20 protein-coding genes are annotated in these 20,363 nt (G+C 65.2%); 8 read left to right on the forward strand and 12 right to left on the reverse strand.

Annotated elements, in window-relative coordinates; all coding sequences use genetic code 11:
• Window positions 1–2 precede the first annotated feature (2 nt).
• Window positions 3–983, reverse strand: a complete 981-nt coding sequence (locus V6F88_RS04115) for a Bug family tripartite tricarboxylate transporter substrate binding protein (RefSeq protein ID WP_332608087.1) — start codon at window positions 981–983, stop codon at window positions 3–5.
• Between the two features lie 120 nt (window positions 984–1,103).
• Between V6F88_RS04115 and V6F88_RS04120 the strand changes: the two genes are divergently transcribed.
• Window positions 1,104–2,054, forward strand: coding sequence for a LysR family transcriptional regulator (locus tag V6F88_RS04120; protein WP_332608088.1), 951 nt, complete (start codon window positions 1,104–1,106; stop codon window positions 2,052–2,054).
• Between the two features lie 108 nt (window positions 2,055–2,162).
• Here V6F88_RS04120 and V6F88_RS04125 read toward each other — a convergent pair whose 3' ends face one another.
• Window positions 2,163–2,777, reverse strand: a complete 615-nt coding sequence (locus V6F88_RS04125; RefSeq protein WP_332608089.1) for a glutathione S-transferase family protein — start codon at window positions 2,775–2,777, stop codon at window positions 2,163–2,165.
• A 137-nt stretch (window positions 2,778–2,914) separates the two neighbouring features.
• On the opposite strand from V6F88_RS04125, the gene V6F88_RS04130 reads away from it, so the two are divergent.
• Window positions 2,915–4,090 carry a PQQ-dependent sugar dehydrogenase gene (locus tag V6F88_RS04130; protein WP_332608090.1) on the forward strand — a complete coding sequence of 392 codons (1,176 nt, stop codon included), beginning with the start codon at window positions 2,915–2,917 and terminating at the stop codon, window positions 4,088–4,090.
• Window positions 4,091–4,093: 3 nt separating this feature from the next.
• On the forward strand, window positions 4,094–4,732 hold the full coding sequence (locus tag V6F88_RS04135) for a glutathione S-transferase family protein (protein ID WP_332608091.1): 639 nt from the start codon (window positions 4,094–4,096) through the stop codon (window positions 4,730–4,732).
• A gap of 103 nt (window positions 4,733–4,835) precedes the next feature.
• Here V6F88_RS04135 and V6F88_RS04140 read toward each other — a convergent pair whose 3' ends face one another.
• Both V6F88_RS04140 and V6F88_RS04145 read right to left on the reverse strand, forming a co-directional pair.
• Window positions 4,836–5,744 carry a DMT family transporter gene (locus V6F88_RS04140; RefSeq protein WP_332608092.1) on the reverse strand — a complete coding sequence of 303 codons (909 nt, stop codon included), beginning with the start codon at window positions 5,742–5,744 and terminating at the stop codon, window positions 4,836–4,838.
• 105 nt (window positions 5,745–5,849) lie between these two features.
• Window positions 5,850–6,227, reverse strand: coding sequence for a DUF423 domain-containing protein (locus V6F88_RS04145; protein WP_332608093.1), 378 nt, complete (start codon window positions 6,225–6,227; stop codon window positions 5,850–5,852).
• A gap of 214 nt (window positions 6,228–6,441) precedes the next feature.
• Between V6F88_RS04145 and parS the strand changes: the two genes are divergently transcribed.
• Window positions 6,442–6,927, forward strand: a complete 486-nt coding sequence (gene parS / locus V6F88_RS04150; protein WP_332608094.1) for a type II RES/Xre toxin-antitoxin system antitoxin — start codon at window positions 6,442–6,444, stop codon at window positions 6,925–6,927.
• A complete protein-coding gene (locus V6F88_RS04155) occupies window positions 6,924–7,436 on the forward strand; it encodes an RES family NAD+ phosphorylase (protein ID WP_332608095.1) in 513 nt (170 codons plus the stop codon). The genes parS and V6F88_RS04155 overlap by 4 nt, the downstream gene beginning before the upstream one ends.
• Window positions 7,437–7,498: 62 nt before the next feature.
• On the opposite strand, the gene V6F88_RS04160 is transcribed toward V6F88_RS04155, so the two are convergent.
• Window positions 7,499–8,560, reverse strand: coding sequence for an alcohol dehydrogenase (locus V6F88_RS04160; RefSeq protein ID WP_332608096.1), 1,062 nt, complete (start codon window positions 8,558–8,560; stop codon window positions 7,499–7,501).
• A 64-nt stretch (window positions 8,561–8,624) separates the two neighbouring features.
• Entirely contained in the window at window positions 8,625–9,833 is a 1,209-nt protein-coding gene (locus tag V6F88_RS04165) for an ABC transporter substrate-binding protein (protein ID WP_332608097.1), read from the reverse strand.
• 228 nt (window positions 9,834–10,061) lie between these two features.
• On the opposite strand from V6F88_RS04165, the gene V6F88_RS04170 reads away from it, so the two are divergent.
• On the forward strand, window positions 10,062–10,802 hold the full coding sequence (locus tag V6F88_RS04170) for an IclR family transcriptional regulator (RefSeq protein WP_332608098.1): 741 nt from the start codon (window positions 10,062–10,064) through the stop codon (window positions 10,800–10,802).
• 124 nt (window positions 10,803–10,926) lie between these two features.
• On the opposite strand, the gene rocF is transcribed toward V6F88_RS04170, so the two are convergent.
• Complete coding sequence (gene rocF, locus V6F88_RS04175) at window positions 10,927–11,892, reverse strand: arginase (RefSeq protein WP_332608099.1); 966 nt, start codon at window positions 11,890–11,892, stop codon at window positions 10,927–10,929.
• A gap of 108 nt (window positions 11,893–12,000) precedes the next feature.
• On the opposite strand from rocF, the gene V6F88_RS04180 reads away from it, so the two are divergent.
• On the forward strand, window positions 12,001–12,822 hold the full coding sequence (locus V6F88_RS04180; RefSeq protein ID WP_332608100.1) for a MetQ/NlpA family ABC transporter substrate-binding protein: 822 nt from the start codon (window positions 12,001–12,003) through the stop codon (window positions 12,820–12,822).
• A 24-nt stretch (window positions 12,823–12,846) separates the two neighbouring features.
• Here the strand turns inward: V6F88_RS04180 and V6F88_RS04185 are convergent, their stop codons facing one another.
• Window positions 12,847–14,043 carry an MFS transporter gene (locus tag V6F88_RS04185; protein ID WP_332608101.1) on the reverse strand — a complete coding sequence of 399 codons (1,197 nt, stop codon included), beginning with the start codon at window positions 14,041–14,043 and terminating at the stop codon, window positions 12,847–12,849.
• A 92-nt stretch (window positions 14,044–14,135) separates the two neighbouring features.
• Between V6F88_RS04185 and V6F88_RS04190 the strand changes: the two genes are divergently transcribed.
• The gene (locus tag V6F88_RS04190) at window positions 14,136–14,606 is read left to right on the forward strand and encodes an Lrp/AsnC family transcriptional regulator (RefSeq protein WP_332608102.1); all 471 of its coding nucleotides are present in this window, start codon (window positions 14,136–14,138) and stop codon (window positions 14,604–14,606) included.
• 232 nt (window positions 14,607–14,838) lie between these two features.
• Here the strand turns inward: V6F88_RS04190 and V6F88_RS04195 are convergent, their stop codons facing one another.
• From V6F88_RS04195 to V6F88_RS04210, 4 genes are all read right to left on the reverse strand, one after another.
• A complete protein-coding gene (locus V6F88_RS04195; RefSeq protein ID WP_332608103.1) occupies window positions 14,839–16,008 on the reverse strand; it encodes a metallophosphoesterase in 1,170 nt (389 codons plus the stop codon).
• A gap of 51 nt (window positions 16,009–16,059) precedes the next feature.
• On the reverse strand, window positions 16,060–17,214 hold the full coding sequence (locus V6F88_RS04200; protein WP_332608930.1) for an alpha-hydroxy acid oxidase: 1,155 nt from the start codon (window positions 17,212–17,214) through the stop codon (window positions 16,060–16,062).
• Between the two features lie 262 nt (window positions 17,215–17,476).
• Entirely contained in the window at window positions 17,477–18,346 is an 870-nt protein-coding gene (gene asd, locus V6F88_RS04205; RefSeq protein ID WP_046806279.1) for an archaetidylserine decarboxylase, read from the reverse strand.
• A 110-nt stretch (window positions 18,347–18,456) separates the two neighbouring features.
• A complete protein-coding gene (locus tag V6F88_RS04210; protein WP_120155490.1) occupies window positions 18,457–20,088 on the reverse strand; it encodes an ATP-binding cassette domain-containing protein in 1,632 nt (543 codons plus the stop codon).
• Window positions 20,089–20,363: the final 275 nt, after the last annotated feature.

The raw sequence follows: 20,363 nt of genomic DNA on the forward strand, positions 1-20,363 counted from the left end.
GCTTAGTCCAGTTTCTCGATGCCGGCGGTGTCGATGATCTTCTGCCACTTGGCGGTTTCACGATCGATCAGTTGCTTGAAGTCTTCCGGCGAGCCGGTTGCCGGTTCGGCGCCCAGCGTGGCCAGGCCGGTGCGTACTTCGGGCGCGGCCAGGGCTTTCTGGATGGCGGCATTCAGCTTGGTAACGACGTCGGCCGGCGTGCCCTTGGGCGCGACCACGCCACCCCAGGCCACCGTTTCATAGCCCTTCAGGCCGGACTCGTCCAACGTCGGCACGTCGGGCATCAGCGCCAGGCGCTTCAGGCTGCTGACGCCAATGGCGCGGACCTTGCCGCTTTTGACCAGCGGTGCGGCTTCGGACGTGTTGACGAACAGGTAGTCCAGGCGGCCGCCCAGCAGGTCCTGAATGGCGGCGGGGCCGCCGTTATACGGGATGAACATGACATCCAGCTTGGCCATGCTCTTGAACAGTTCGCCACCCATGTGGCCGGTCGTGCCCACGCCCGACGCGCCATACGACAGGCGGCCGGGTTCCTTGCGCGCGCGGTCGATCAGGTCTTGCACGCTTTTGACGGGCGATTCTGCCGGCACGATCAGCGCGTTGTACAGGTCGAACATATGGGCGACCGGCGTCAGGTCCTGATCCACGTCGTAGGGCAGGCGCTTGAACAGCGAACGGTTGACCGCCAGCGTGTTGATGTTGCCGTAACCCACCGTGTAGCCGTCCGGAGCGGCGCGCTTGACCAGCGCAATGCCGATGTTGCCAGCCGCGCCGGGTCGGTTCTCGATCACCATCGTGGCGCCCGTGTCCTTGGCGATCTGGGTGGTGATCAGGCGCGACAGCACGTCGGGCGATCCGCCGGCGGCGGACGGCACCACGAACGTGATGGGCTTGTCGGGATAGGCGTTGGCGGCCGATGCGGTGGCGACCAGTGTGGCGCTGACGGCCAGCGCCGACAGGCCGCGGATAAATTGACGATGCATGGTGGTATTCCCCTTGTTTTGTTGTGGTGACGGGCGCAGATTACACCCGCGTTGCGGCGCTGCATCATCGAAAAATGTGGCAATCCTATAATCCGCCGTTATCGATAAGGGGAAGGAAAAATGGATGCGGAAGGCTATGCGGACGAGGTCGGACCCAGCGCGGGGCGGCCGCTGAACCTGCGTCAGATCGAGGTTTTTCGGGCAATCATGATGGCCGGCTCGATCAGCGGCGCGGGCCGCATGCTGCACGTGTCGCAACCGGCCGTCAGCCGCGTGCTGGCGCTGACGGAAAGCCGGCTGGGCTATCGCCTGTTTGAACGCGTCAAAAGCCGTTTGTCCCCCACGGCCGAAGCACGGCGGCTGTATGCGGAAGTAGAGCAGGTGTATGGCGGCATCCAGCGCGTGAACGACCTGGCGGCCAGCCTGGGCCAATCCGGCGCGGGCATGTTGAAGATAGTGGCTAGCGCCAGCTTCGGGCAGCGGCTGATTCCGATGGCGCTTGAGCGCTTTCGGGGGCGTAATGCGGACGCGCGGGTCGATTACCGCAGCGTCACGTTCGACGAACTGGCGGCGTACTTTTTGTCGGGCCAGGCGGATATCGGCATCTCCATGCAACCGCCCGATCATCCCAATTTGACGTCGGTGCGGCTGGCTCGCGTGCCGGTGGTGTGCGTGATGCCCGCCGCGCATCCGCTGGCCAGCCACAAGGTCGTGCACCCCGAGGATTTCTCATCCGCCGCGTGGATCGGTTATCCGAGCGACACGCCGCTGGGTCGGGCGCTGGTCACGTTTTTTGGCGATGGGCCACGGCATGCCGCCGCCATAGAAGTGCATTCGCCGGTGACGGCGTGTTCGTTCGTGCAGCAGGGTTTGGGGCCGGCACTGGTGGACACGTGGTGCGTATCGCCCGAGCAGTCCGCGCACATGGAGCTGCGGCCGATCGCGCCGGAATCCAGCGTTGAAATCTGGGCCACGCATTCGAACCTGAGCGCGCCGCCGCTGCTGGCGCGCCGGTTTCTGGCGGCGGTGAAAAAGACGCTGGAGCTGGAAGGCGCCGCCGACACGGCGTGACGGCGTCCGTTGTCGGCGGGGTCAGAGCAGGCGCGGAGTTTCCGGCGCGCGGCGGGGCGAGCAGGGCGCGGCAGGCACGACGCAGGACCCCGGACGCCGGACTTGGGATTACGCCAGCCCTTCGGCCTTCAACGCGGCCTGCACGCCCTTGTCGGCTTCCATGCGCTTGAAGAATGCGGCCAGATTGTCCTGGCCGGCCAGGTCGATTTCCTTGGCGTGCGCCCAGCGCAGCACCACGTACAGATAGGCGTCGGCAATGGAAGGCGCGTCGCCCGCCAGATACGGCTTTCCGGCCAATTGCGCATCCAGCTGCGAGAACAGCTTGGTCAGCAGTTTGGACGCCGACCCCGCCAGCTCTTTCTGGGCGGCTTCATCACCCAGGAAGCGCGACGCACCGAAGATCATCGAAAATGTCTTGTGGATGTCGGAATTGATGAAGCCCAGCCAGCGGCGGACATCGGCGCGCGAGCGCGCGCTGCCGTCGCCCAGCAGCTGGGCTTGCGGCGCCTGCTCGGCGATGTATTCCAGGATGGCCACGTTCTGCGTAAGGGTCCAGTCACCGACGCTCAATGCGGGCACGGCGCCCAGGGGATTCACCTTCAAAAACTCCGGGCCTTTCAGCGCTTCGCGGCTCAGTTGGTGCGTTTCATAGGGCTTGCCCACCCACTCCAGAACGATATGGGAAGCGAGCGAACACGCGCCGGGCATGTAGTAAAGTTTCATGTGATCGGGTCTCCTGAACGAAAGAACGGGCAGGCCCCCGTCCTTGGGCGCTATGGTACGCCACCCCCGGCGCGCTTGGCGCCACCTTGTCATGCCACCCGCGCCCGCATTCCCACCCGTTGCCGCCGGAGATGTCCATGCAGTCACGCACCGCCGCAAGCCCGCGCGCGATTCCCTTTTTTGCTTGCTCTACGTTGATACTGGCCGGCGCCCTCTGGGCGGCAACGCCGGCGCGCGCCGCGCAGGAGCCCCCGTCGGTGCCGGCGAACGTTACGGCGGTTGTCGGTGGGCTGGATCATCCGTGGGCGCTGGCTTTCCTGCCCGATGGCGGTGGCGTGTTGATTACAGAACGGCCCGGCAATCTGCGTTTGTTGCGCACGCCGGGCGGGTTGTCCAAGCCGCTGGCGGGCGTGCCCAAAGTGGCGGTGCGCGGGCAGGGTGGTTTGCTGGATGTGGCGCTGTCGCCAAGCTTCGCAAAAGACCGCTACGTGTACCTGTCGTATGCCGAGTCCGACGGTGATAAAAGCGGCACTGCCGTAGGCCGTGGGCGGCTGTCCGACGATGCGACCGCGCTGGAAGACTTCAAGGTGCTGTTCCGCCAGGCGCCCAAGCTATCGTCGGGCCTGCATTTCGGGTCGCGCCTGGTGTTTGACGGCAAAGGCCACCTGTTCATCTCGCTGGGTGAAAACAACCAGCGCCCCACGGCCCAGGACCTGGACAAGCTGCAAGGCAAGATCGTGCGCCTGAAGCTGGACGGTTCGGTGCCGGACGACAACCCCTTTGTCGGCAAGACCGGTGCACGACCTGAAATCTGGTCATACGGGCATCGCAACCCCCAAGGCATGGCGATGAACCCCTGGACCGGCGAGCTTTGGGAAAACGAACACGGGCCGCGCGGCGGCGATGAAATCAATCTGGTGCAGCCGGGCAAGAACTATGGCTGGCCGCTGGCGACTTACGGCATCAATTATTCGGGCCAGCCCATCCCCGAAGCCAAGGGCGAGACCGCGCCGGGCACCGAGCCGCCGCTGTTCTGGTGGGCCAAGTCGCCCGCCATCAGCGGCATGGCGTTCTACGACGCCGACCGCTTTCCGGCCTGGAAGCATTCCGTCTTTATCGGCGCGCTGGGCAATCAGAATTTGATCCGCCTGACGCTGGACGGCAGCCGCGTCGTGGGCCAGGAATGGTTGCTGGTGGATCGCAAGAGCCGCATACGCGACGTGCGGCAAGGGCCGGACGGGTACGTGTATGTGTTGACGGACGCATCGCCGGGGCAGTTGCTGCGGATAGCGCCAGCGCAATCAGGAGGTTAAGCAATGAAGACGTACGAGTTGATCGGGTCAGCCGGTTGCGGGTCGGCAATTGTTGAAATGGCGCTGGTGCTGGCCAATGTGCCTCACACGCTGACGGACGTGCCCTACTTGAAGCCGGGTCCCGAGCGCGACCGCTTGCTGGCTTTGAACCCGCTGGGGCAGGTGCCCACGCTGATCACGCCCGAAGGCGAGGTCATGACGGAAAGCGCCGCAATGATCCTGCATCTGCACGATGTGGCGCCGCAAGCGGGCCTGGCGCCGGCGGCCGACAAGCCCGAGCGGGCGCACTTCTTGAACCTGCTGTTGCGGCTGGTCGCGGCGGTGTACCCGACGTTTACCTATGGCGACATACCCGCGCAATGGGCGGGCGAGGGCGCGGGGGCCGACCTGCTGCGGGAACGCATCCATACGCGGCGCGCGGAGTTATGGAAAGAGCTTGAGCAGCAGGCCGGTGCGCCGCACATGCTGGGGCGACGCTTCTCGGCGCTGGACCTGTATGTGACGGTCATGACGCACTGGCGGCCGGGGCAGGCATGGTTTCAGGCTGAATGCCCGGCGCTGACGGCCGTGGCGCGACAGGCCGCGCAGGAGCCCAATGTGGCGCGGGTCCTGCGGCGGCATTTCCCGGCGCCGACCGAATAGCGCGTCGCATCGCTTGGTCGGCGGCGGGGGGGCGGCAGGCCGCCGATACGCGTGGCCGAACGCGTGGCCGAACGCGGCCCAGAGTCGCGAGGCGGAAGGCCTTTCAGCCCTTGCCGCGCCGCCGGCTCTTGGCGCGGGCTTCCCGCACAGCGATGTACACGCCGCTGCCGGCGATGATCAGCGCGCCCAGATAAGCGTAGGCGTCGGGTGCTTCCCGCCAGAAGATCCAGCCCAGGATCGTGGCCCAGATCAGGCCGGTGTAGTCGAACGGCGCCACCACCGACGCCGGGCCGATCCGGAAACCCTGCGTGATCAAGGCCAGCCCCAATGTGCTGAAAAGTGCGATGCCGGCGAAGTAGGGCAGGTGTTCGGCTGCCGGCGTCTGCCACACCCACGGCAAACCCACCGCGCTACAGATCAATTGCCCCAGCACGATATAGAAGGTGGTCGTCAACATGCCTTCGGCACGGCTGATGCCGCGCGCGGTAATCATCATCACCGCGTACAGCAAGGCCGTGGTCAGCGGATAGAGCGTGGCCGCCTGGAAGGCGTCCGAGCCCGGGCGCACCACGATCAGCACGCCCGCGAAGCCCGCCAGCACCGCCAACCAGCGCTTGCCGTCCACGCGCTCTTTCAGGATCAGCACGGACAGCGCCGTCACGAACAACGGCGCGGCAAACGCGATGGCGGTGGCCTCGGCCAGCGGCAGCGCGCGCAAGCCCAGGTAGAAGCAACAGGCCGACACGACGTTGATCGCGCCGCGCAGCAAATGCAGGCCGGGATGCGCGGTGCGCATGACGCGGCGCCCTCCCAGCCACAGGGCCAGCCCCGTGACAAAGGGCAGCGCGATCAGCGCGCGCAGGAACAGGATCTGAAGCGGGTTGTAGTGAGCGCCCAGCCATTTGGCGTTAGCGTCGCTGAGCGTCAGAAAGAAGATGCCGCCCACCACGCAGGCGATGCCTGCGAAAGCGGAATGTTCCCGGGCGGCGGGCAATACGGTCGAGGAAGACATCGGAAACCTGCAAAGGCGGCGGTTCCTGCCGCCGTTAAGTAAGAAGCGGGGTAAAAGACGGGGGCAAAAAACCGGCGTGGAATGCGAAGCGGAAAGACTTGGCGTTCAGCCCTGGCCGCGATAGGCGGCCAGCGCGACCATGCCCCACGCGGCCAGGAAGGCGGTGCCGCCCAAAGGCGTGACGGCGCCTAACCAATGGATGCCCGTCAGTGACAGCGTGTACAGGCTGCCAGAAAACAGCACGATGCCCACGAACATCACCACCCCGGCGGCGGACAGCAGCGGCGAGCCAAAGCGTGCGCCCAGCAGTGCGATAACGAACAAACCCAGCGCATGGACCAGGTGATACAGCACCCCGGTCTGCCAGACGGACAGCAGCTCGGGCGTCAGCATCCGCTTCAGACCATGCGCGCCAAACGCGCCCGCGCCCACCGCCACCATCAGATTAAGCGCCGCAAGTATCGTCAGCTGCCGGTCCGTCATTGCCCGTCCTTATCGTTGTTCGTGTGTAACGCCGCCTATGATATGCCCAAATACGGTGCATGCCGGCCGGAACAGCGGCGCATTTGGCCCTTGCAGCGCGAATTCCAAATGGGATATTATAAATTCTGTTTGGAACGTCTTTGCCGGGCCGTCAGCCCGCGTCTGGTTCTCAACAGACGCCCGCTGTCCGCCCAGCCGTTACCCGGAGCGCATCATGACCCTGTCCATTACCGGAAAATCCGCCGAAAAGCGTGACGCCGCGTCCGCCCGGCCGCCGCGCCGCGCCTTGCCGCGCGCCAAGCAGTTGTTCCAGGAACTGGTGGATAGCCCGCTTAGCGATATCGCGCGCGATGTGCGGCGTGGCTTGCCGGCGCAGATGGTCGACGACGCGGCGGATTTCCTTCAGGTGCCCAAGTCGGAAATCATGGCCATCACCGAGGTCAAGGCGGCGTCGCTGTCGCGATGGACGCGCGAAGGGCAGATGTTGCCGCTGGGGGAATCCGACCGCCTGGCACGCGTGGCCCGGGTGGCGCGCGTGGCGCGACAGGTGCTGGGTAGCGATGAAGAAGCGGTGCAGTGGCTGAACACGCCGGTGCCCGCGCTGGGCAACGTCAAGCCCTTGTCGCTGCTGACGTCGGACGCCAGCAGCCGGATTGTGGAGGACACCCTGGCCCGGGCGGCGGCCGGCGTGTACGCATGAGCGACTTCATTTCGCTGTGGCGTATCGGCACCACGGCAGGAAAATACCGCGCCGACGACCTCAGCGGCGCGGGCGCGGCGGCGGTGGGCGGGCGCTACAACAGCCCCGGCACGGCAGTGGTCTACACGTCGGCCAGCGTGGCGCTGGCAGTGCTGGAAACCGTGGTGCATTTTGCCGCGCGCGCATCCGAACAGGCCAACCGTTATCTGATTGAAGTGGCGGTGCCCCGCGCCGTGCATGACGCGCGTCAGGTGCTGACCGTGGACCAATTGCAGCGCAACTATCCGTTCTGGGAAGCGGTGCCGTTTGCCGAGGCCTCGCAGACGGTGGGTGACAACTGGGTCGCCTCCGGCGTGTCGGCACTGTTGGAATTGCCCAGCGCAATCGTGCCGTATCGCGGCGTGCCCGACTGCAATCTGCTGATCAACCCGGCGCATCCGGATGCCGAGAACATTGTGGTGGTGCGGCGCGAACGGTTCGTTTATGACCCACGCTTGAAAGCCGCATGAATGGTGCCAAGCCGCAAAAAAAGGGAGCCCCAAGGCTCCCTTTTTCATAACGCGGCCGCCAGTCAGTCGTTGGTCAACACCGCGCGGCCGACCACCTTGCCGGCCCGCAGGGCGGCCAGCACGCTGTCGGCCTCGGCCAGTGCGTGGCGGTGCACCGGCATCGGCGGTACCTTGGCCGCGCGCACCAGTTCCATCAGCTCTTGCAATTCGGCCAGGTTGCCGACGTAGCTGCCGATGATCGACATGGCCTTCATCGGGATCAGCGCGATGGGCCACGACGATGCCCCGCCGAACAGGCCCACGATGATCAGTTTGCCGCCTTTGGTCAGGAAGTCGAACGCCAATGACGTCGTGGCGGGCGCGCCGACCAAATCGATAGCAGCCTGCACCGGCTTGCCGCCGGCGGCCTTGATGATCTGCTGCGCGGCGTCGGGCGCGGCGCCATCGATGGCGGCCAGCGCGCCGGCGTCCAGGGCCGCCTGGCGCTTGGCCGGGTCGATATCGACCACGATGGCGCCCGCACCGCCCAGGGCCTTGATCAGCGTCAGGCTCATCAAGCCCAGGCCGCCCGCGCCGAAGATCACCACGGGATGCTCGCGGTATACGTCCGCCCCGATCTTCTTCAGTGCGGAATAAGTGGTCAGGCCCGAGCAGGCGTAGGGGGCGATCTGCGCGGGTTCCAGGTCGCCGATGTCGATCAGGTATTTAGGGTGCGGCACCAGGATGTGATCGGCGTAGCCGCCGGCGCGATGCACGCCCAGGCAGGCCGGCGCGCTGCAATGGTTTTCCATGCCCGCCTGGCACGGTGCGCATTTTCCGCAGCCGATCCACGGGTACACCAGGTAATTCTTGTCGGCGGACAGGCCCTGCGCGTCGGGGCCGGCGGCCGCCACGCTGCCCACGGTTTCATGGCCCATGGTCAGCGGCAGCGACACGCCGCGATCTTTCAGCGCCAGGGTGCGCCCCTGGCCCAGGTCGTAGCCGCCTTCCCACAAGTGGATATCGCTGTGGCACACCCCCGCGGCACGCACCTTCAACAGCACCTGTGTGCCTTGCGGGGTAGGCGTGGGCGCGTCCATTTCCTGCAAGGGTTCGCGGAAGTTCACAACGCAATAGCACTTCATGGAAAGGTCTCCTTCGTGGTTTTTTATAGCCAGCAGCCTACACCCGGGCGCGGGGGAACGATATTCACTTTTTTACCAGGGGGCATTCGCTGTCGGCCAGCGACACGAATACCTTGTCGCCCGGCACGGTGGACAAGATGCGATAGAAGTCGCCGGGGTACTTGGATTCGGCGGGCTTTTTCACTTCGACCAGATACAGGTCCATGATGACGCGCCCGTCTTCGGGGCGGATGCGGGCATTTTTGATGAGCTTGGTGGTGATGGGCAGTTCGCGCATCTTCTTGTTGACCGCGGCGCCTTCGAAGGTGCCCGCGGCCTGGGCGGCTTGCAGGTAGTGGGTGGTGGCCACGTAGCTCAGCGCCTGCACGATGGAAGGCGGACGCGTCACGCCCATCTTCTTCTGCCAGCGCTGCGTCCAGGCCCGCGTGTCATCGTCGGCATCCCAGTAAAAGCCCGTGGGAAAGGTCAACCCTTGCGCCACGGGCAGGCCCATCGCCTGCACATCGTTGATGAAGGTCAGGAAGGTCAACAAGCGCGGCTTGCCGCCGGTCAGCCCGAATTCCTGCGCCTGCTTGATCAGGTTGACCAGGTCGCCGCCCGCGCTGGCCAGCCCCACGACGTCCGCCTTCGATGCCTGCGCCTGCACCAGGAACGACGCAAAATCCATCGCGCCCAGGGGGTGACGGGTGCTGCCCAGCACCTTGCCGCCCGCGTCCTGCACGAAGCGGCTGGCGTTGCTTTCCAAAGACTTGCCGAAGACGTAGTCGGTGGTGATGAAGTACCAGGATTTACCGCCGCCCTCGACCACGCTTTTGACTACGGCGTTGGCCAGCGCATAGGTGTCCGGTGCCCATTGCGTGCTGAGGTTGCTGCACTGCTTGCCGCTGAAGTCTCCGGCGAACCCGCCGCTGATCAGCGCCGTGCCGCCTTTTTCGCGCGCCACCCCCTGGGCCGCCAGGCCCGCCGAGCTGGCGCCGCCGTCCACCACGGCGACCAGGCCCTGGGTGTCAAACCAGCGCCGTACCAGCGCCGAGGCCACATCGGCCTTGTTCTGGTTATCCGCGCCCACCACCTCGACGGTCTTGCCGGCGACCTTGCCGTTGAAATCCTCGACGGCCATGCGCACGGCCATTTCGGAACCCAGCCCACCCAGGTCCGAGTAAATGCCCGAGCGGTCATTGGACACGCCCAGGCGCACGACATCGGACTGGGCATGGGCCGAGCACACGGCCATTGTGGCGGCCAGGGCCGCCAACAGGGGTTTGATACGCATCTATCTGTCTCCCCGACCCGATGGCGGGCCGTATGGTTTGAGTTTTTGGTGTTGACGCGGTACCGCTGACGGGCGGCCGGACCTGTGGCCGGCAGAAAAGGAATTCCTATTGGTGAAAGATAATTCCTGTGCAAGAATTTAGGTTCGCCCATATGAAAAGTCAACATAGTGGAATACCTAGCAGATTTGGACTTTTTGCGACGGTAAATCCGCACAGGGATCACCACCATGGAAGTGAAGCTTGTTGCCCGCACGTTGGACTTGATCGAGCTTTTTGCGCAGGCGCGCCGGCCCATGCCGCTGACGGAATTGGCGCAAGGGCTGGGCGCGCCCATGTCCAGTTGCCTGGCGCTGGTGCGCACGCTGGTGGCGCGTGGCTATCTGTACGAGGTGCGGCGTCGTGGCGGCTATTACCCGACGGCGCGGTTGCAAGCCATGAGCGCGCTGATACAAGCCGGTGATCCCTGGCTGGAACAAGTCCGTCCGCATCTGCTGGCATTGCGCGACGCCGCCAATGAGACGGTCATGCTGGGCAAAATTCAGGACGGCGCCGTGGTGTTCCTGGAAGTGGTGGAATCCACGCAGCCGGTCCATTACGCCGCGCGCCCTGGCGAGCGCCGGCCGCTGCACACCAGCGCGGTGGCCAAGGCGGTGCTGGCACGCCTGCCGCCCGCCGAGCGCGACAGCGTTTTGGCCAGCGCCAGCTACGCCCGTCATACCGATCGAACGTTGACTACGCGCGAAGCCTTGCTGGCGGACATTCTGCAAGTGCAGGCACGCGGTTGGGCGGCAAACGTCGGCGAAAGCGTGGCTGATCTGACCGGCCTTGCCGTGGCGCTGGACCTGGGCGGGGAATGGTATGCGCTGTGCATGGCCGGCCCGACCCCGCGCGTGTGGGAACGGCGGGAGCAGAACCTGGCTTATCTGACCGACGCGGCCGACGCCATCAGGCAGGCGCGCGCGGGGTAGGGGGCGCTAACCGCGGGGGTGTCAGCATCGGCGGTGTCAGCATCGGCGGTGGCAGCAGCGGCGGCGGCAGCAGCGGCGGCGGCAGCAGCGGGCGCCCCGGCAGGGTGGCGTCAGGCGGCGGGCCTTAGCTGCCCCGGCGCATCAACGTCGATTTGCCGAACAGGCTTTCGATCAAGTCCACCGCGACTTCGGCCGTCTTGTTGCGCACGTCCAGCGCGGGGTTCAGTTCCACGACGTCCAGCGACCGCATCAGGCCGGTGTCGGCAATCATTTCCATGCACAGCTGCGCTTCACGGTAGGTGGGGCCACCGGGCACCGTGGTGCCCACGCCGGGCGCGATGTCGGGGTCAAGAAAATCCACATCAAAGCTCACGTGCAGATGGGTGTCGGCATCCAACCCGGCCAGCGCGGTTTCCATGGTGGCGCGCATGCCCATTTCGTCCAGGTAGCGCATGTCGAACACTTCCAGGCCCGCTTCGTGCACCAGCCGCTTTTCGCCTTGGTCCACGCTGCGGATGCCGATCTGGCGCACCCAGCCGGGCTCGATATCGGGCGTTTGGCCGGACATGCCCGTGATCTGGACGGGTCCGTACCCACACAGGCACGCCACCGGCATGCCGTGAATATTGCCCGTGGGCGTCAGCGCATGGGTGTTGAAATCCGCATGCGCGTCCAGCCATAAAACGCGCAGCTTTTTGCCGGACTGACGGCAATGGCGGGCCACGGCGCTGATGGAGCCGATGCCCAGGCAATGATCGCCGCCTAGCAGGATCGGCAGGCGGTTCAGTGTCAGTTCGGCATAGACGGCATCGTGCACCGCCTGGTTCCAGGCCGCCACTTCCTCCAGATGCCGATAGCCGTTTTCCGGAGGCAGCCACGGGTTGGCCGGGCCGTAAAGGTTGCCGCGATCGATCACTTCAAAACCCTGAGCCTCGATCACGGGGCCCAGATTGGCAACCCGCAGGGCTTCGGGGCCCATCGACGCGCCGCGTGCGCCCGCGCCGATGTCGGTGGGAGCGCCGATCAGGGTGATTTGGGTGGGCAAGCTGGCGGGGGTTTGCAAGTGGTGGACTCCGGTGGGGTTCATCATGGGCGGATAGTAACGCGCACCTTGGCCGGCTGCTGCACAATAGCGCCTGCGCCGTCACGTCGATACCGACCATGCCGGCCGTTTTTTCCTGACTTCTGGATGGCTCTCATGTTTTTGCACTCCTTGTTTTCAACGTTGACGCGCGGCGCCACCGTGGCGGCCTTGTCCGTGGTGCTGTGCGCCACCGCCGCCGCCCAGGAAAAGCCTTTGCGCATCGGCGTGATCCCCAGTGTGGCCAACGAAGCCACTGAAATTGCCATTGCGCAGGCCAAGAAAGAAGGCCTGGACGTGAAGCTGGTGGAATTCAATGATTGGGTGCTGCCCAACATTGCCGTGGCCGACGGCTCGGTGGATGCAAACTTCTTTCAGCACGAGCCGTTCCTGCAACTGTTCAACCAGCGCCGGGGCGCCAACCTGACGCCGATTGCCTATGGCTATTCGACCACCATCGGCCTGTTCTCGAAGAAGCTGAAAAAGGGCGACACGGTGCCCGACGGCGCGACCATTGCCGTGCCCAACGACCCCGTCAATACCGGCCGCGCCTTGTTGCTGCTGGAATCGATCGGGCTGATCAAGCTGACCCCCGGCGTGGCGCATCAGGCCACGTTGCAAGACGTGGTGGCCAACCCCAAGCGCTTGAAGTTCGTGCAGATCGAGGGCTCGCAGTCAGCCCGCACCTTTGATGACGTGACGGCGTCGGTTACGTACACCACGTTTGCCAAGCAGGCCGGGCTGAACGAAAAGGACGGGCTGGCGTTCGACAACACCGATCCGGCCAGCATCCGCCGTTACGCCATACGCTGGGTGACCACGCCCGACAAGGCGCAGGACCCGCGCCTGTTGAAGTTCATTTCGATCTACCAGAACTCGCCCGAGGTCAAAACCACCCTGAAGCGCTTGTACGGCGACCTGATCAGCTTCCCCTGGTAAGGCAATTTGCGTGGCAGGTTGCGCCTACGCCGTGGCCTCGCGCCGACCTGCGCGCCGCCCGTTCAAGCGCCAGTGCAAACCCAGCGCGGCCACGCCCACGGCGGCCGCTGCGCACAGGCCCAGCGCTTCAAAGCCCATATGCGTGTACAGCGTGCCGGCCACCGCCGTCCCCACGCTGGCGCCCAGGTAGGTGGTGCAGGTGTTCAAGCCCAGCACGGCGCCGCGTTCGTCGGGCCGTGCACGGGACAACAGCAACACCAGCAGGTTCAGGCTGATCTGCGACGCCGCACCCCACAGCACGGCAAGCGCCAACACCGCCGCCAGCGCATGGGCGGCAGGCAGCAGCACCAGATAGACCACGGCGATGGTGGCAAGGGCCAGCGGCAAAGCGCGGCGCGGTCCCAGCCTTTCGATCAGCGGCGCGCCCGCGAACCCCGCCAGCATGAAGCCCGCGCCATAGGCAAACGCGATGAAGCCGACCTGACCCGCCGACAGCGCCAGCAACGCACGGACATGGTCGGCCAGAAACGCGTACACGCCATAGAACGCCGACGAGAACGCCAGGCAGGCCAGCAACAGCACGGGCACATCGCGATAGGACAGCGGCGCCAGCAGCCGCGACAAGCGCAGCGGCGGGGCGTTCTGCGCGCGGCGCTCGGGTAGCTTGCACAAGCCAAGCAGCGCAATCGTGGCGCACAGCGCCAAGGTGCCATAGGTGGCGCGCCAGCCGACGGCATCCGAGATCAGCGCGGACAAGGGCACCCCGGCCACCAGCGACACCGACCATCCCGCAATCACGCGCCCCAAGGTGCGAGCCTCCTGGCCCGCGGGCGCCACCATGGACGCCGACCCGTAGGCCGCGGGCAGAATCACCCCGGCGGCGGCGCCGGCCAAGGCTTGCGCGGCGGTCAACACCAGCCAGTGCGGCGCCGTGGCGGACAGCAGCAGCGCGGCGATCAATACCAGCATCGCGCCCAGCAGCGAACGGCGGATGCCGATGCGGTCAATGCGGCCCGCCAGAAAAAAGGCGCTGGCGGCAGTGGCCGCGCCGTAGGCCGAGATGGCGGTGCTGATGGTTAACGCCGAGGTCGAAAAGGACTGCGCCACATCGGTCAGTATCGGACTGAGCGCCAGGCCGTTGGACCCGACCACGCTGACGGCGAACATCAGCGCGGGTACGGACGACGCCTGCTTCGAGGTTTGATTGCCAGGATTTTGCATGCGCCGAATTTTATTGGAATAAAATAAGGGTTTACGCCGATATTTCCTTATTCCATAAAAGTTCGAATGCCGTAAGGCAGAACTTGATTCCGATGCCAGACCTAGACGATCGCGACCGAAAACTATTAACGCTGCTGGCTGGCGACGCTACCCCCAGTTACGCCGAACTGGGAAAATTATTGAATCTTTCCGCCCCGGCCGTGCACGAACGCGTCAAGCGCTTGAAGCGCGACGGGTTGATCAAAGGCATCGCGGCACGACTGGACGGCGCGCGTATTGGCCGGCCGCTGTTGGCCTTCGTGCATGTAGACACCGCCAACTGGAGCATCACGCAACAGGTGCTGGGCCTGGCGGAGCTCACCGAGGTGGAAGAAATCCACACCATTACCGGCAAGAGCGCCATGCTGCTCAAGGTGCGCGTACGCGATACGCAGGCGCTAGAGCTGTTGCTGGCGCGCATCCATCAGATTGACGGCATTACCAACACCACCAGCGATATCGCACTGACCAGCTATCTGGAACGCGGGCCGCTGCCCGACAACGCGCCGGATGTGGCGGACTAGGCGGGCAGGGCGTGGAGGGCGGGTTTGCCGCACGCGGGTGGACCGGCGGATCGGCCGAACGTGATGACGGACGTGACGACCGAACCTGAACGCCGAACCAGAAGGCCGAACCAGAAGGCCGAACCAGAAGGCCGAACCAGAAGGCCGAATCTGAACGCCGAACCTGAAGGCCGAACCAGAAGGCCGAACCAGAAGGCCGAATCTGACGGCGGAGATTGACGGCGAAGGCCAGCTACGCGGACCGCGCCACGCGCAGCCGCAGCCGCGTGATTTCGGACGGCGCGCCCAGCCGCTTGGGCGGGCCCCAATACCCCGTGCCACGGCTGGTGTACACCCACATCTTGCCCAGGCGATGCAGGCCGGCGGTGTAGGGCTGTTGAAAGCGCACGAAAAAACCCCACGGAAAGAACTGGCCGCCATGGGTATGGCCGGACAACTGCAAGTGATAGCCCAGCGGCTGCGCGGCCGCCGCGCTGCGCGGTTGATGCGCCAGCAGGATACGGGCGCAGGCATCGGGCGGCGCGCCGGCCAGCGCGGCCTTGGGGTTGCTGCGCTGCTGCGGATCGAATGCGCCCGCGCTGTAATCCGTCACGCCCGCCACCACCACGGGCAGGCCCGACGGGTGAATGACGGCATGCTCATTCAACAACACGCGCAAGCCCATGCGGCGGAATTCGGCAATCCAAGCCGTGGCGCCTGAATAATATTCATGGTTTCCGGTCACCAGGTATACGCCGTAAGGGGCGCGCAAGGTTCCTAGCGGGCTGGCCTGGTCGGACAGATGCTCGACGCTGCCATCGACAACATCGCCAGTGATGGCGACCATGTCGGGCAGCAATTCGTTGACGCCATCCACGATGGCCTGCACGTAGCGTTTCTTGATCGTGGGCCCGACATGCACATCGCTGATCTGTACGATGGTGAAACCGTCCAGGTCTTGCGGCAGCCCCTCGATCGGCACGTCAACATCGACGACGCGCGCCCGGCTGCGGGCGTTGTAGAAGCCGACAAGCGTGCCCGCCAACGCCAGCCCGGCCACCCCCCACGCACTGTAGCGCCGCACGTCGGGCCAGGGCAGGTCGGCGTTGGCCAGCCACGCCACGCCCCAGGTGACCAGCAACGCTGCGTCGCGAATGACGGTCAGCACGAACAGGGACGAAAACAGCCCCATCGCCAAGAGGCCGACCCACGCAATGCGGTCGCCCCAGGGCGGGTTGATGGAAGAGCGGGCCAGCATGCCCAGCGGAATCAAAATGCATGACAGCAGCAAGCCGACGATGGCAGCGGTGGCGCCGGCTGCGGCCAGTTGCGCGTCGGGAATCAGGCGTGCGCCCACATAGACGTGGGCCAGGGCGCCCAGGGTCAGAAAGCGCAGGAAGAACGAGGATTGGCGTAGGGACACGGCGGGCGTGGGGCGGGCAAGGGAAACGCCATTCTATGCCGGGCCGCGCGCTTAAGACGCGGGGGCGACCGCGCCATCGCGCCACAGCAAGCCCGCGTTCATCTCCTGCACGGTATTGATGCCCAGCATCGCCATGTTGCGGTCCACCTCGGCATGCAAAAGATTGATGGCATGGGCAACACCGGCCTGGCCGCCCACGGCCGCCGCGTAATTGAATGGCCGGCCAACGAAGACAAAACGCGCGCCCAACGCCAGGGCCTTGAGCACATCGCCGCCGCGCCGCACGCCGCTGTCCATCATCACGGTCATGCCACCCGCGGCATCCACCACGCCGGGCAGCGCGCGCAGCGGCGAGATCGCGCCATCCAGCTGGCGTCCGCCATGGTTGGACACGATCACGCCGTCCACGCCATGTTGCCGGGCCAGCGCGGCGTCTTGCGGATGCAGGATGCCCTTGATAATCAAGGTGCCCGGCCATTGCCGACGGATGCGCGCCACGTGTTGCCAGCTGAGGTGATCGCGCGCGGTAAAGTCGCGCAACACCGACGCGGATACGATCGGCGCGCCGCGCGTGGCGAACGAGTTTTCAAAGTGCGGCATGCCGTGCGCCATCAGCGTGCGCAGGAACGTGCCCGCCAGCCAGCGCGGCCGGGTCAGGCCGTCCCACACCAATCGCAGGCTGGGCTTGAGCGGCGTAGAGAAACCGGTGCGGACATTGTTCTCGCGATTGGCGGACACCGGAATGTCCACGGTCAGCACCAAGGTCTCGTAGCCGGCCCGCCGGGCGCGTTCGACCAGCGCGTCGATCTTGGCCGGATCACCGGGAAGATAGGCCTGGAACCAGGTGCCCGGCGCTTGCTGGATGACCTCTTCCAAGGGGATCAGCGAGGTGCCGCTAAGGATGGCCGGAATGCCCGCAGCGCGCGCGGCGCGGGCTAGCACCACGTCGCCGCGATAGGCCGACAACGCGCTGATGCCCATCGGCGCAATACCAAAAGGAGACGCGTAGCCGCGCCCGAAAAGCTCGGTGCGCTGCGTGCGTTGCGACACGTCGACCAACACACGCGGCGCAAAGCCGTATTGCGCGAATGCCCGTCGGTTGTCTTGCAGGGATTGGTTGTCTTCCGCCGCGCCCGCCACGTAGCCGAAGATGGGGCGGGGCAGGCGTCGGCGCGCAGCGGCTTCAAAATCGTCCAACGACAGCATTCGGGCCAGCGCGCGCGGCAGCGGCTGTGCGGCAGTAGCCGCCGATGGGGCGGGCGGAGCGGCCGAGGTCGTGGCTGCGTTGCCCGCCGAGGTGTCGGCAGGCGTCGTGTTCAGCGTGGATGTCGTCATGGCAGAGGGCGTCGGAAAAAAGACTGGACCTGGAAAAGTCCGTAATCTACCGACGCGGCCTGACCGCGAAAAGCGAATAAAACGCGATGAGCTTATTCGCTTTTATTGAAATACCCGCCTGGGGTCAGCCCATTCAACGATGCTTGGGCAGGGCCAGCAATTCACCCATGCGCACCGGACCCAGCACCGACGGCGTGTCGGCCCAACGGATCTGGTCCGGGCCGAACAACACGATGGCGGTCGAACCCAGCTTGAACCGGCCCATTTCGGCGCCTTTTTCCAGATGGATCGGCGCGCGCGCGGCGGCGTCATAGCGCACCGCTTTGACACGGCGCTTGTAGGGCGTGACCAGGCCGGCCCACACGGTTTCGATCGACGCTACGATCATCGCGCCCACCAGCACCAGCGCCATCGGCCCATGCTCGGTATCAAAAATGCAGACCACGCGTTCGTTGCGCGCGAACAGGCGCGGCACGTTGCGCGCGGTCAGCGGGTTGACCGAGAACAAGCGGCCCGGCACGTGGATCATTTCGCGCAGCGTGCCGGCCACCGGCATGTGCACGCGGTGATAGTCCTTGGGCGATAGGTAGACCGTGGCAAATTCGCCACCCTGGAACGGCGCGGCGCGTTCTACGTCGCCGCCCAGCAGATCCACCAGCCCGTAGCTGTGGCCCTTGGCCTGGAAGATGCGGCCTTGTTCGATGGCGCCCAACTGGCTGATCGCGCCGTCGGCCGGACAGAGCACCGAGCCCGGTTCGTCGTCCAGCGGGCGTGCGTCGTCTTTCAACGCGCGCGTGAAGAAATCATTGAAGCAGTCGTAGGCCAACGGGTCTTCTTGCAGCGCTTCGCGCATATCCACGCCGTACTTGCGGACAAAGCGCGAAATCATCCAGTTCTTGACCGCGGGTTCCCGGCAGTCTGAGGCGTATCCAAAGAAGCGCGACACCAGGTGATGGGGCGCAAGATACTGGCTGGCGAGAAATAGTTGGTCTTTGATCGTCATCTACGAGCGCTGAAAAAACGCGTCCCGCGGACAGCGGGACGTGGTTGAAGGCCGCCTCGCAAACGACGCATCAAGGACGCGTGCGGGCAATTCGCGGGATTGTATCGCGATCAGGCGGCTTTGGCGGCCAGTTTGGTTTTGTAGAGCCAATCCTTGTAGTCGTCCAGGTCGCCGTCAAACGGTCGCACGGCGCCGTCGGCCACGATGATGAACTCGTCGGTGGTGGCGCGCAGCAGGTGGCGGTCGTGCGAGACCAGCATCAAGGTGCCTTCGAATTGCGCCAGCGCGGTGGTCAGCGCTTCACGCGTTTCCAGGTCCAGGTGGTTGGTGGGCTCGTCAAGCAGCAAGAGGTTGGGGCGCTGCCAGACAATCAGCGCCAATGCCAGGCGCGCCTTTTCGCCGCCCGAGAACGGCGCGATCGAGCTGGTGGCCATGTTGCCGTTGAAGTTGAAGCTGCCCAGGAAATTGCGCAATTCCTGTTCGCGCACGGTGGGCGCCAGCTTTGTCATGTGCCACAACGGCGATTCGTCGTGGCGCAGCATCTCGACCTGGTGCTGGGCAAAGTAGCCGATCGACAGGCCCTTGTTGAATTGCGTGTCGCCAGCCAGCGTGGTCAGGTCGCCCGCGATGGTTTTGATGAACGTGGATTTGCCCGCGCCGTTGATGCCCAGCAAGCCGATGCGTTGCCCCGCTTGCAGCGAAAAGTTGATGCCTGACACGATGATCTTGTCGGACACGGCCTGCGTATCTTCGCATTCCACGCGGTAGCCCGCGCTGACCTTGTCCATGGTCAGCAAGGGGTTGGGCGCGCGCAGCGGCTCGCGGAATTCAAACGAGAATTCGGCGGCGGCACGCAAGGGCGCCATTTCTTCCATGCGCGCCAGCGCCTTGATGCGGCTTTGCGCCTGACGCGCCTTGCTGGCCTGGGCCTTGAAGCGGTCGATAAAGGACTGCAGATGCGAGCGTTGGCGCATCTGCTTTTCCATCATGCCTTGCGCCAGTTCCAGTTGCGCGGCGCGCTGGCGTTCAAACGACGAATAGTTGCCCGAGTATCGGCGGAGCTTGCGTTCGTCGATATGGACGATGACGTTGACCACGCCATCCAGGAAGTCGCGATCGTGCGAGATGACGATCAGCGTGCCGGCATAGCGCTTGAGCCAGTCTTCCAGCCAGATGATGGCGTCCAGGTCCAAGTGGTTGGTGGGCTCGTCCAGCAGCAGCAGGTCGGACGGGCACATCAGCGCTTGTGCCAGGTTCAGGCGCATGCGCCAGCCGCCGGAAAAGCTGGTCAGCGGCAGGTGCATCTGCTCTTGCGTGAAGCCCAGGCCGGTCAGCAGTTGTTCGGCGCGCGAGTGCACGGTGTAGGCGTCGGCGTCGGCCAGCGCGGCGTAGATGTCGCCCATGCGCAGGCCGTTTTCGGCGCTTTCCGGTTCGGCTTCCAAGGCGGCAAGTTCGGCTTCCAGCTTGCGCAAGGTGACGTCGCCGTCAATCGCGTATTCGATCGCGGGGCGGTCCAGCGCGGGGGTTTCCTGCGCCACATAGGCCATGCGCCAGCTGGAGGGGTAATCCAGGTCGCCCTGGTCGGCGTGCAGCGTGCCGCGCAACAGGCCGAACAGGCTGGATTTGCCAGCGCCGTTGGCACCGATCAGGCCGATTTTGTCGCCGGGGTTCAAGAGCAGGTCGACCTTGTCGAGCAAGGGTTTGACGCCGCGCATGAGTGAAACTTGTTGGAAGCGGATCATGAATCTTGGGGCAGGGGGTGGCGCGGCAAGCGCGCGGCGTGGCTCCCGCCACAAGGGGCGGCGCAAAAATAGGGAACCGGGCGAGTTCGCGCGCAAATGCCTGGTGGCCGGCGCCGCGGCCCAAGGCAGCGACAAAACATCGGCAAAACAATAACCAAACAGCGGCAGGACAGCGGGCGCGAATAGAAAAAAGACACGCCCCAGGGAAGGGGCGTCGTCCAATTGTGGGCGCTATTGTACCGGGCCGCGCGTTCTGACGCAGCCGGCGGCGTGTC

Source organism: Achromobacter sp. ESBL13, from assembly GCF_036668755.1.
Classification (GTDB): Bacteria; Pseudomonadota; Gammaproteobacteria; order Burkholderiales; family Burkholderiaceae_B; genus Achromobacter.

What these genes read in the sequence shown, in the direction of transcription:
- V6F88_RS04180 (WP_332608100.1), top strand. Translation starts at nt 12,001, where the DNA reads ATGTTTTTGCACTCCTTGTTTTCAACGTTGACGCGCGGCGCCACCGTG.
- rocF (WP_332608099.1), bottom strand. Translation starts at nt 11,892, where the DNA reads ATGATGAACCCCACCGGAGTCCACCACTTGCAAACCCCCGCCAGCTTG.
- V6F88_RS04185 (WP_332608101.1), bottom strand. Translation starts at nt 14,043, where the DNA reads ATGCAAAATCCTGGCAATCAAACCTCGAAGCAGGCGTCGTCCGTACCC.
- V6F88_RS04190 (WP_332608102.1), top strand. Translation starts at nt 14,136, where the DNA reads ATGCCAGACCTAGACGATCGCGACCGAAAACTATTAACGCTGCTGGCT.
- V6F88_RS04115 (WP_332608087.1), bottom strand. Translation starts at nt 983, where the DNA reads ATGCATCGTCAATTTATCCGCGGCCTGTCGGCGCTGGCCGTCAGCGCC.
- V6F88_RS04155 (WP_332608095.1), top strand. Translation starts at nt 6,924, where the DNA reads ATGAGCGACTTCATTTCGCTGTGGCGTATCGGCACCACGGCAGGAAAA.
- V6F88_RS04135 (WP_332608091.1), top strand. Translation starts at nt 4,094, where the DNA reads ATGAAGACGTACGAGTTGATCGGGTCAGCCGGTTGCGGGTCGGCAATT.
- V6F88_RS04145 (WP_332608093.1), bottom strand. Translation starts at nt 6,227, where the DNA reads ATGACGGACCGGCAGCTGACGATACTTGCGGCGCTTAATCTGATGGTG.
- V6F88_RS04160 (WP_332608096.1), bottom strand. Translation starts at nt 8,560, where the DNA reads ATGAAGTGCTATTGCGTTGTGAACTTCCGCGAACCCTTGCAGGAAATG.
- asd (WP_046806279.1), bottom strand. Translation starts at nt 18,346, where the DNA reads ATGACGATCAAAGACCAACTATTTCTCGCCAGCCAGTATCTTGCGCCC.
- V6F88_RS04200 (WP_332608930.1), bottom strand. Translation starts at nt 17,214, where the DNA reads ATGCTGTCGTTGGACGATTTTGAAGCCGCTGCGCGCCGACGCCTGCCC.
- parS (WP_332608094.1), top strand. Translation starts at nt 6,442, where the DNA reads ATGACCCTGTCCATTACCGGAAAATCCGCCGAAAAGCGTGACGCCGCG.
- V6F88_RS04210 (WP_120155490.1), bottom strand. Translation starts at nt 20,088, where the DNA reads ATGATCCGCTTCCAACAAGTTTCACTCATGCGCGGCGTCAAACCCTTG.
- V6F88_RS04140 (WP_332608092.1), bottom strand. Translation starts at nt 5,744, where the DNA reads ATGTCTTCCTCGACCGTATTGCCCGCCGCCCGGGAACATTCCGCTTTC.
- V6F88_RS04130 (WP_332608090.1), top strand. Translation starts at nt 2,915, where the DNA reads ATGCAGTCACGCACCGCCGCAAGCCCGCGCGCGATTCCCTTTTTTGCT.
- V6F88_RS04165 (WP_332608097.1), bottom strand. Translation starts at nt 9,833, where the DNA reads ATGCGTATCAAACCCCTGTTGGCGGCCCTGGCCGCCACAATGGCCGTG.
- V6F88_RS04170 (WP_332608098.1), top strand. Translation starts at nt 10,062, where the DNA reads ATGGAAGTGAAGCTTGTTGCCCGCACGTTGGACTTGATCGAGCTTTTT.
- V6F88_RS04125 (WP_332608089.1), bottom strand. Translation starts at nt 2,777, where the DNA reads ATGAAACTTTACTACATGCCCGGCGCGTGTTCGCTCGCTTCCCATATC.
- V6F88_RS04120 (WP_332608088.1), top strand. Translation starts at nt 1,104, where the DNA reads ATGGATGCGGAAGGCTATGCGGACGAGGTCGGACCCAGCGCGGGGCGG.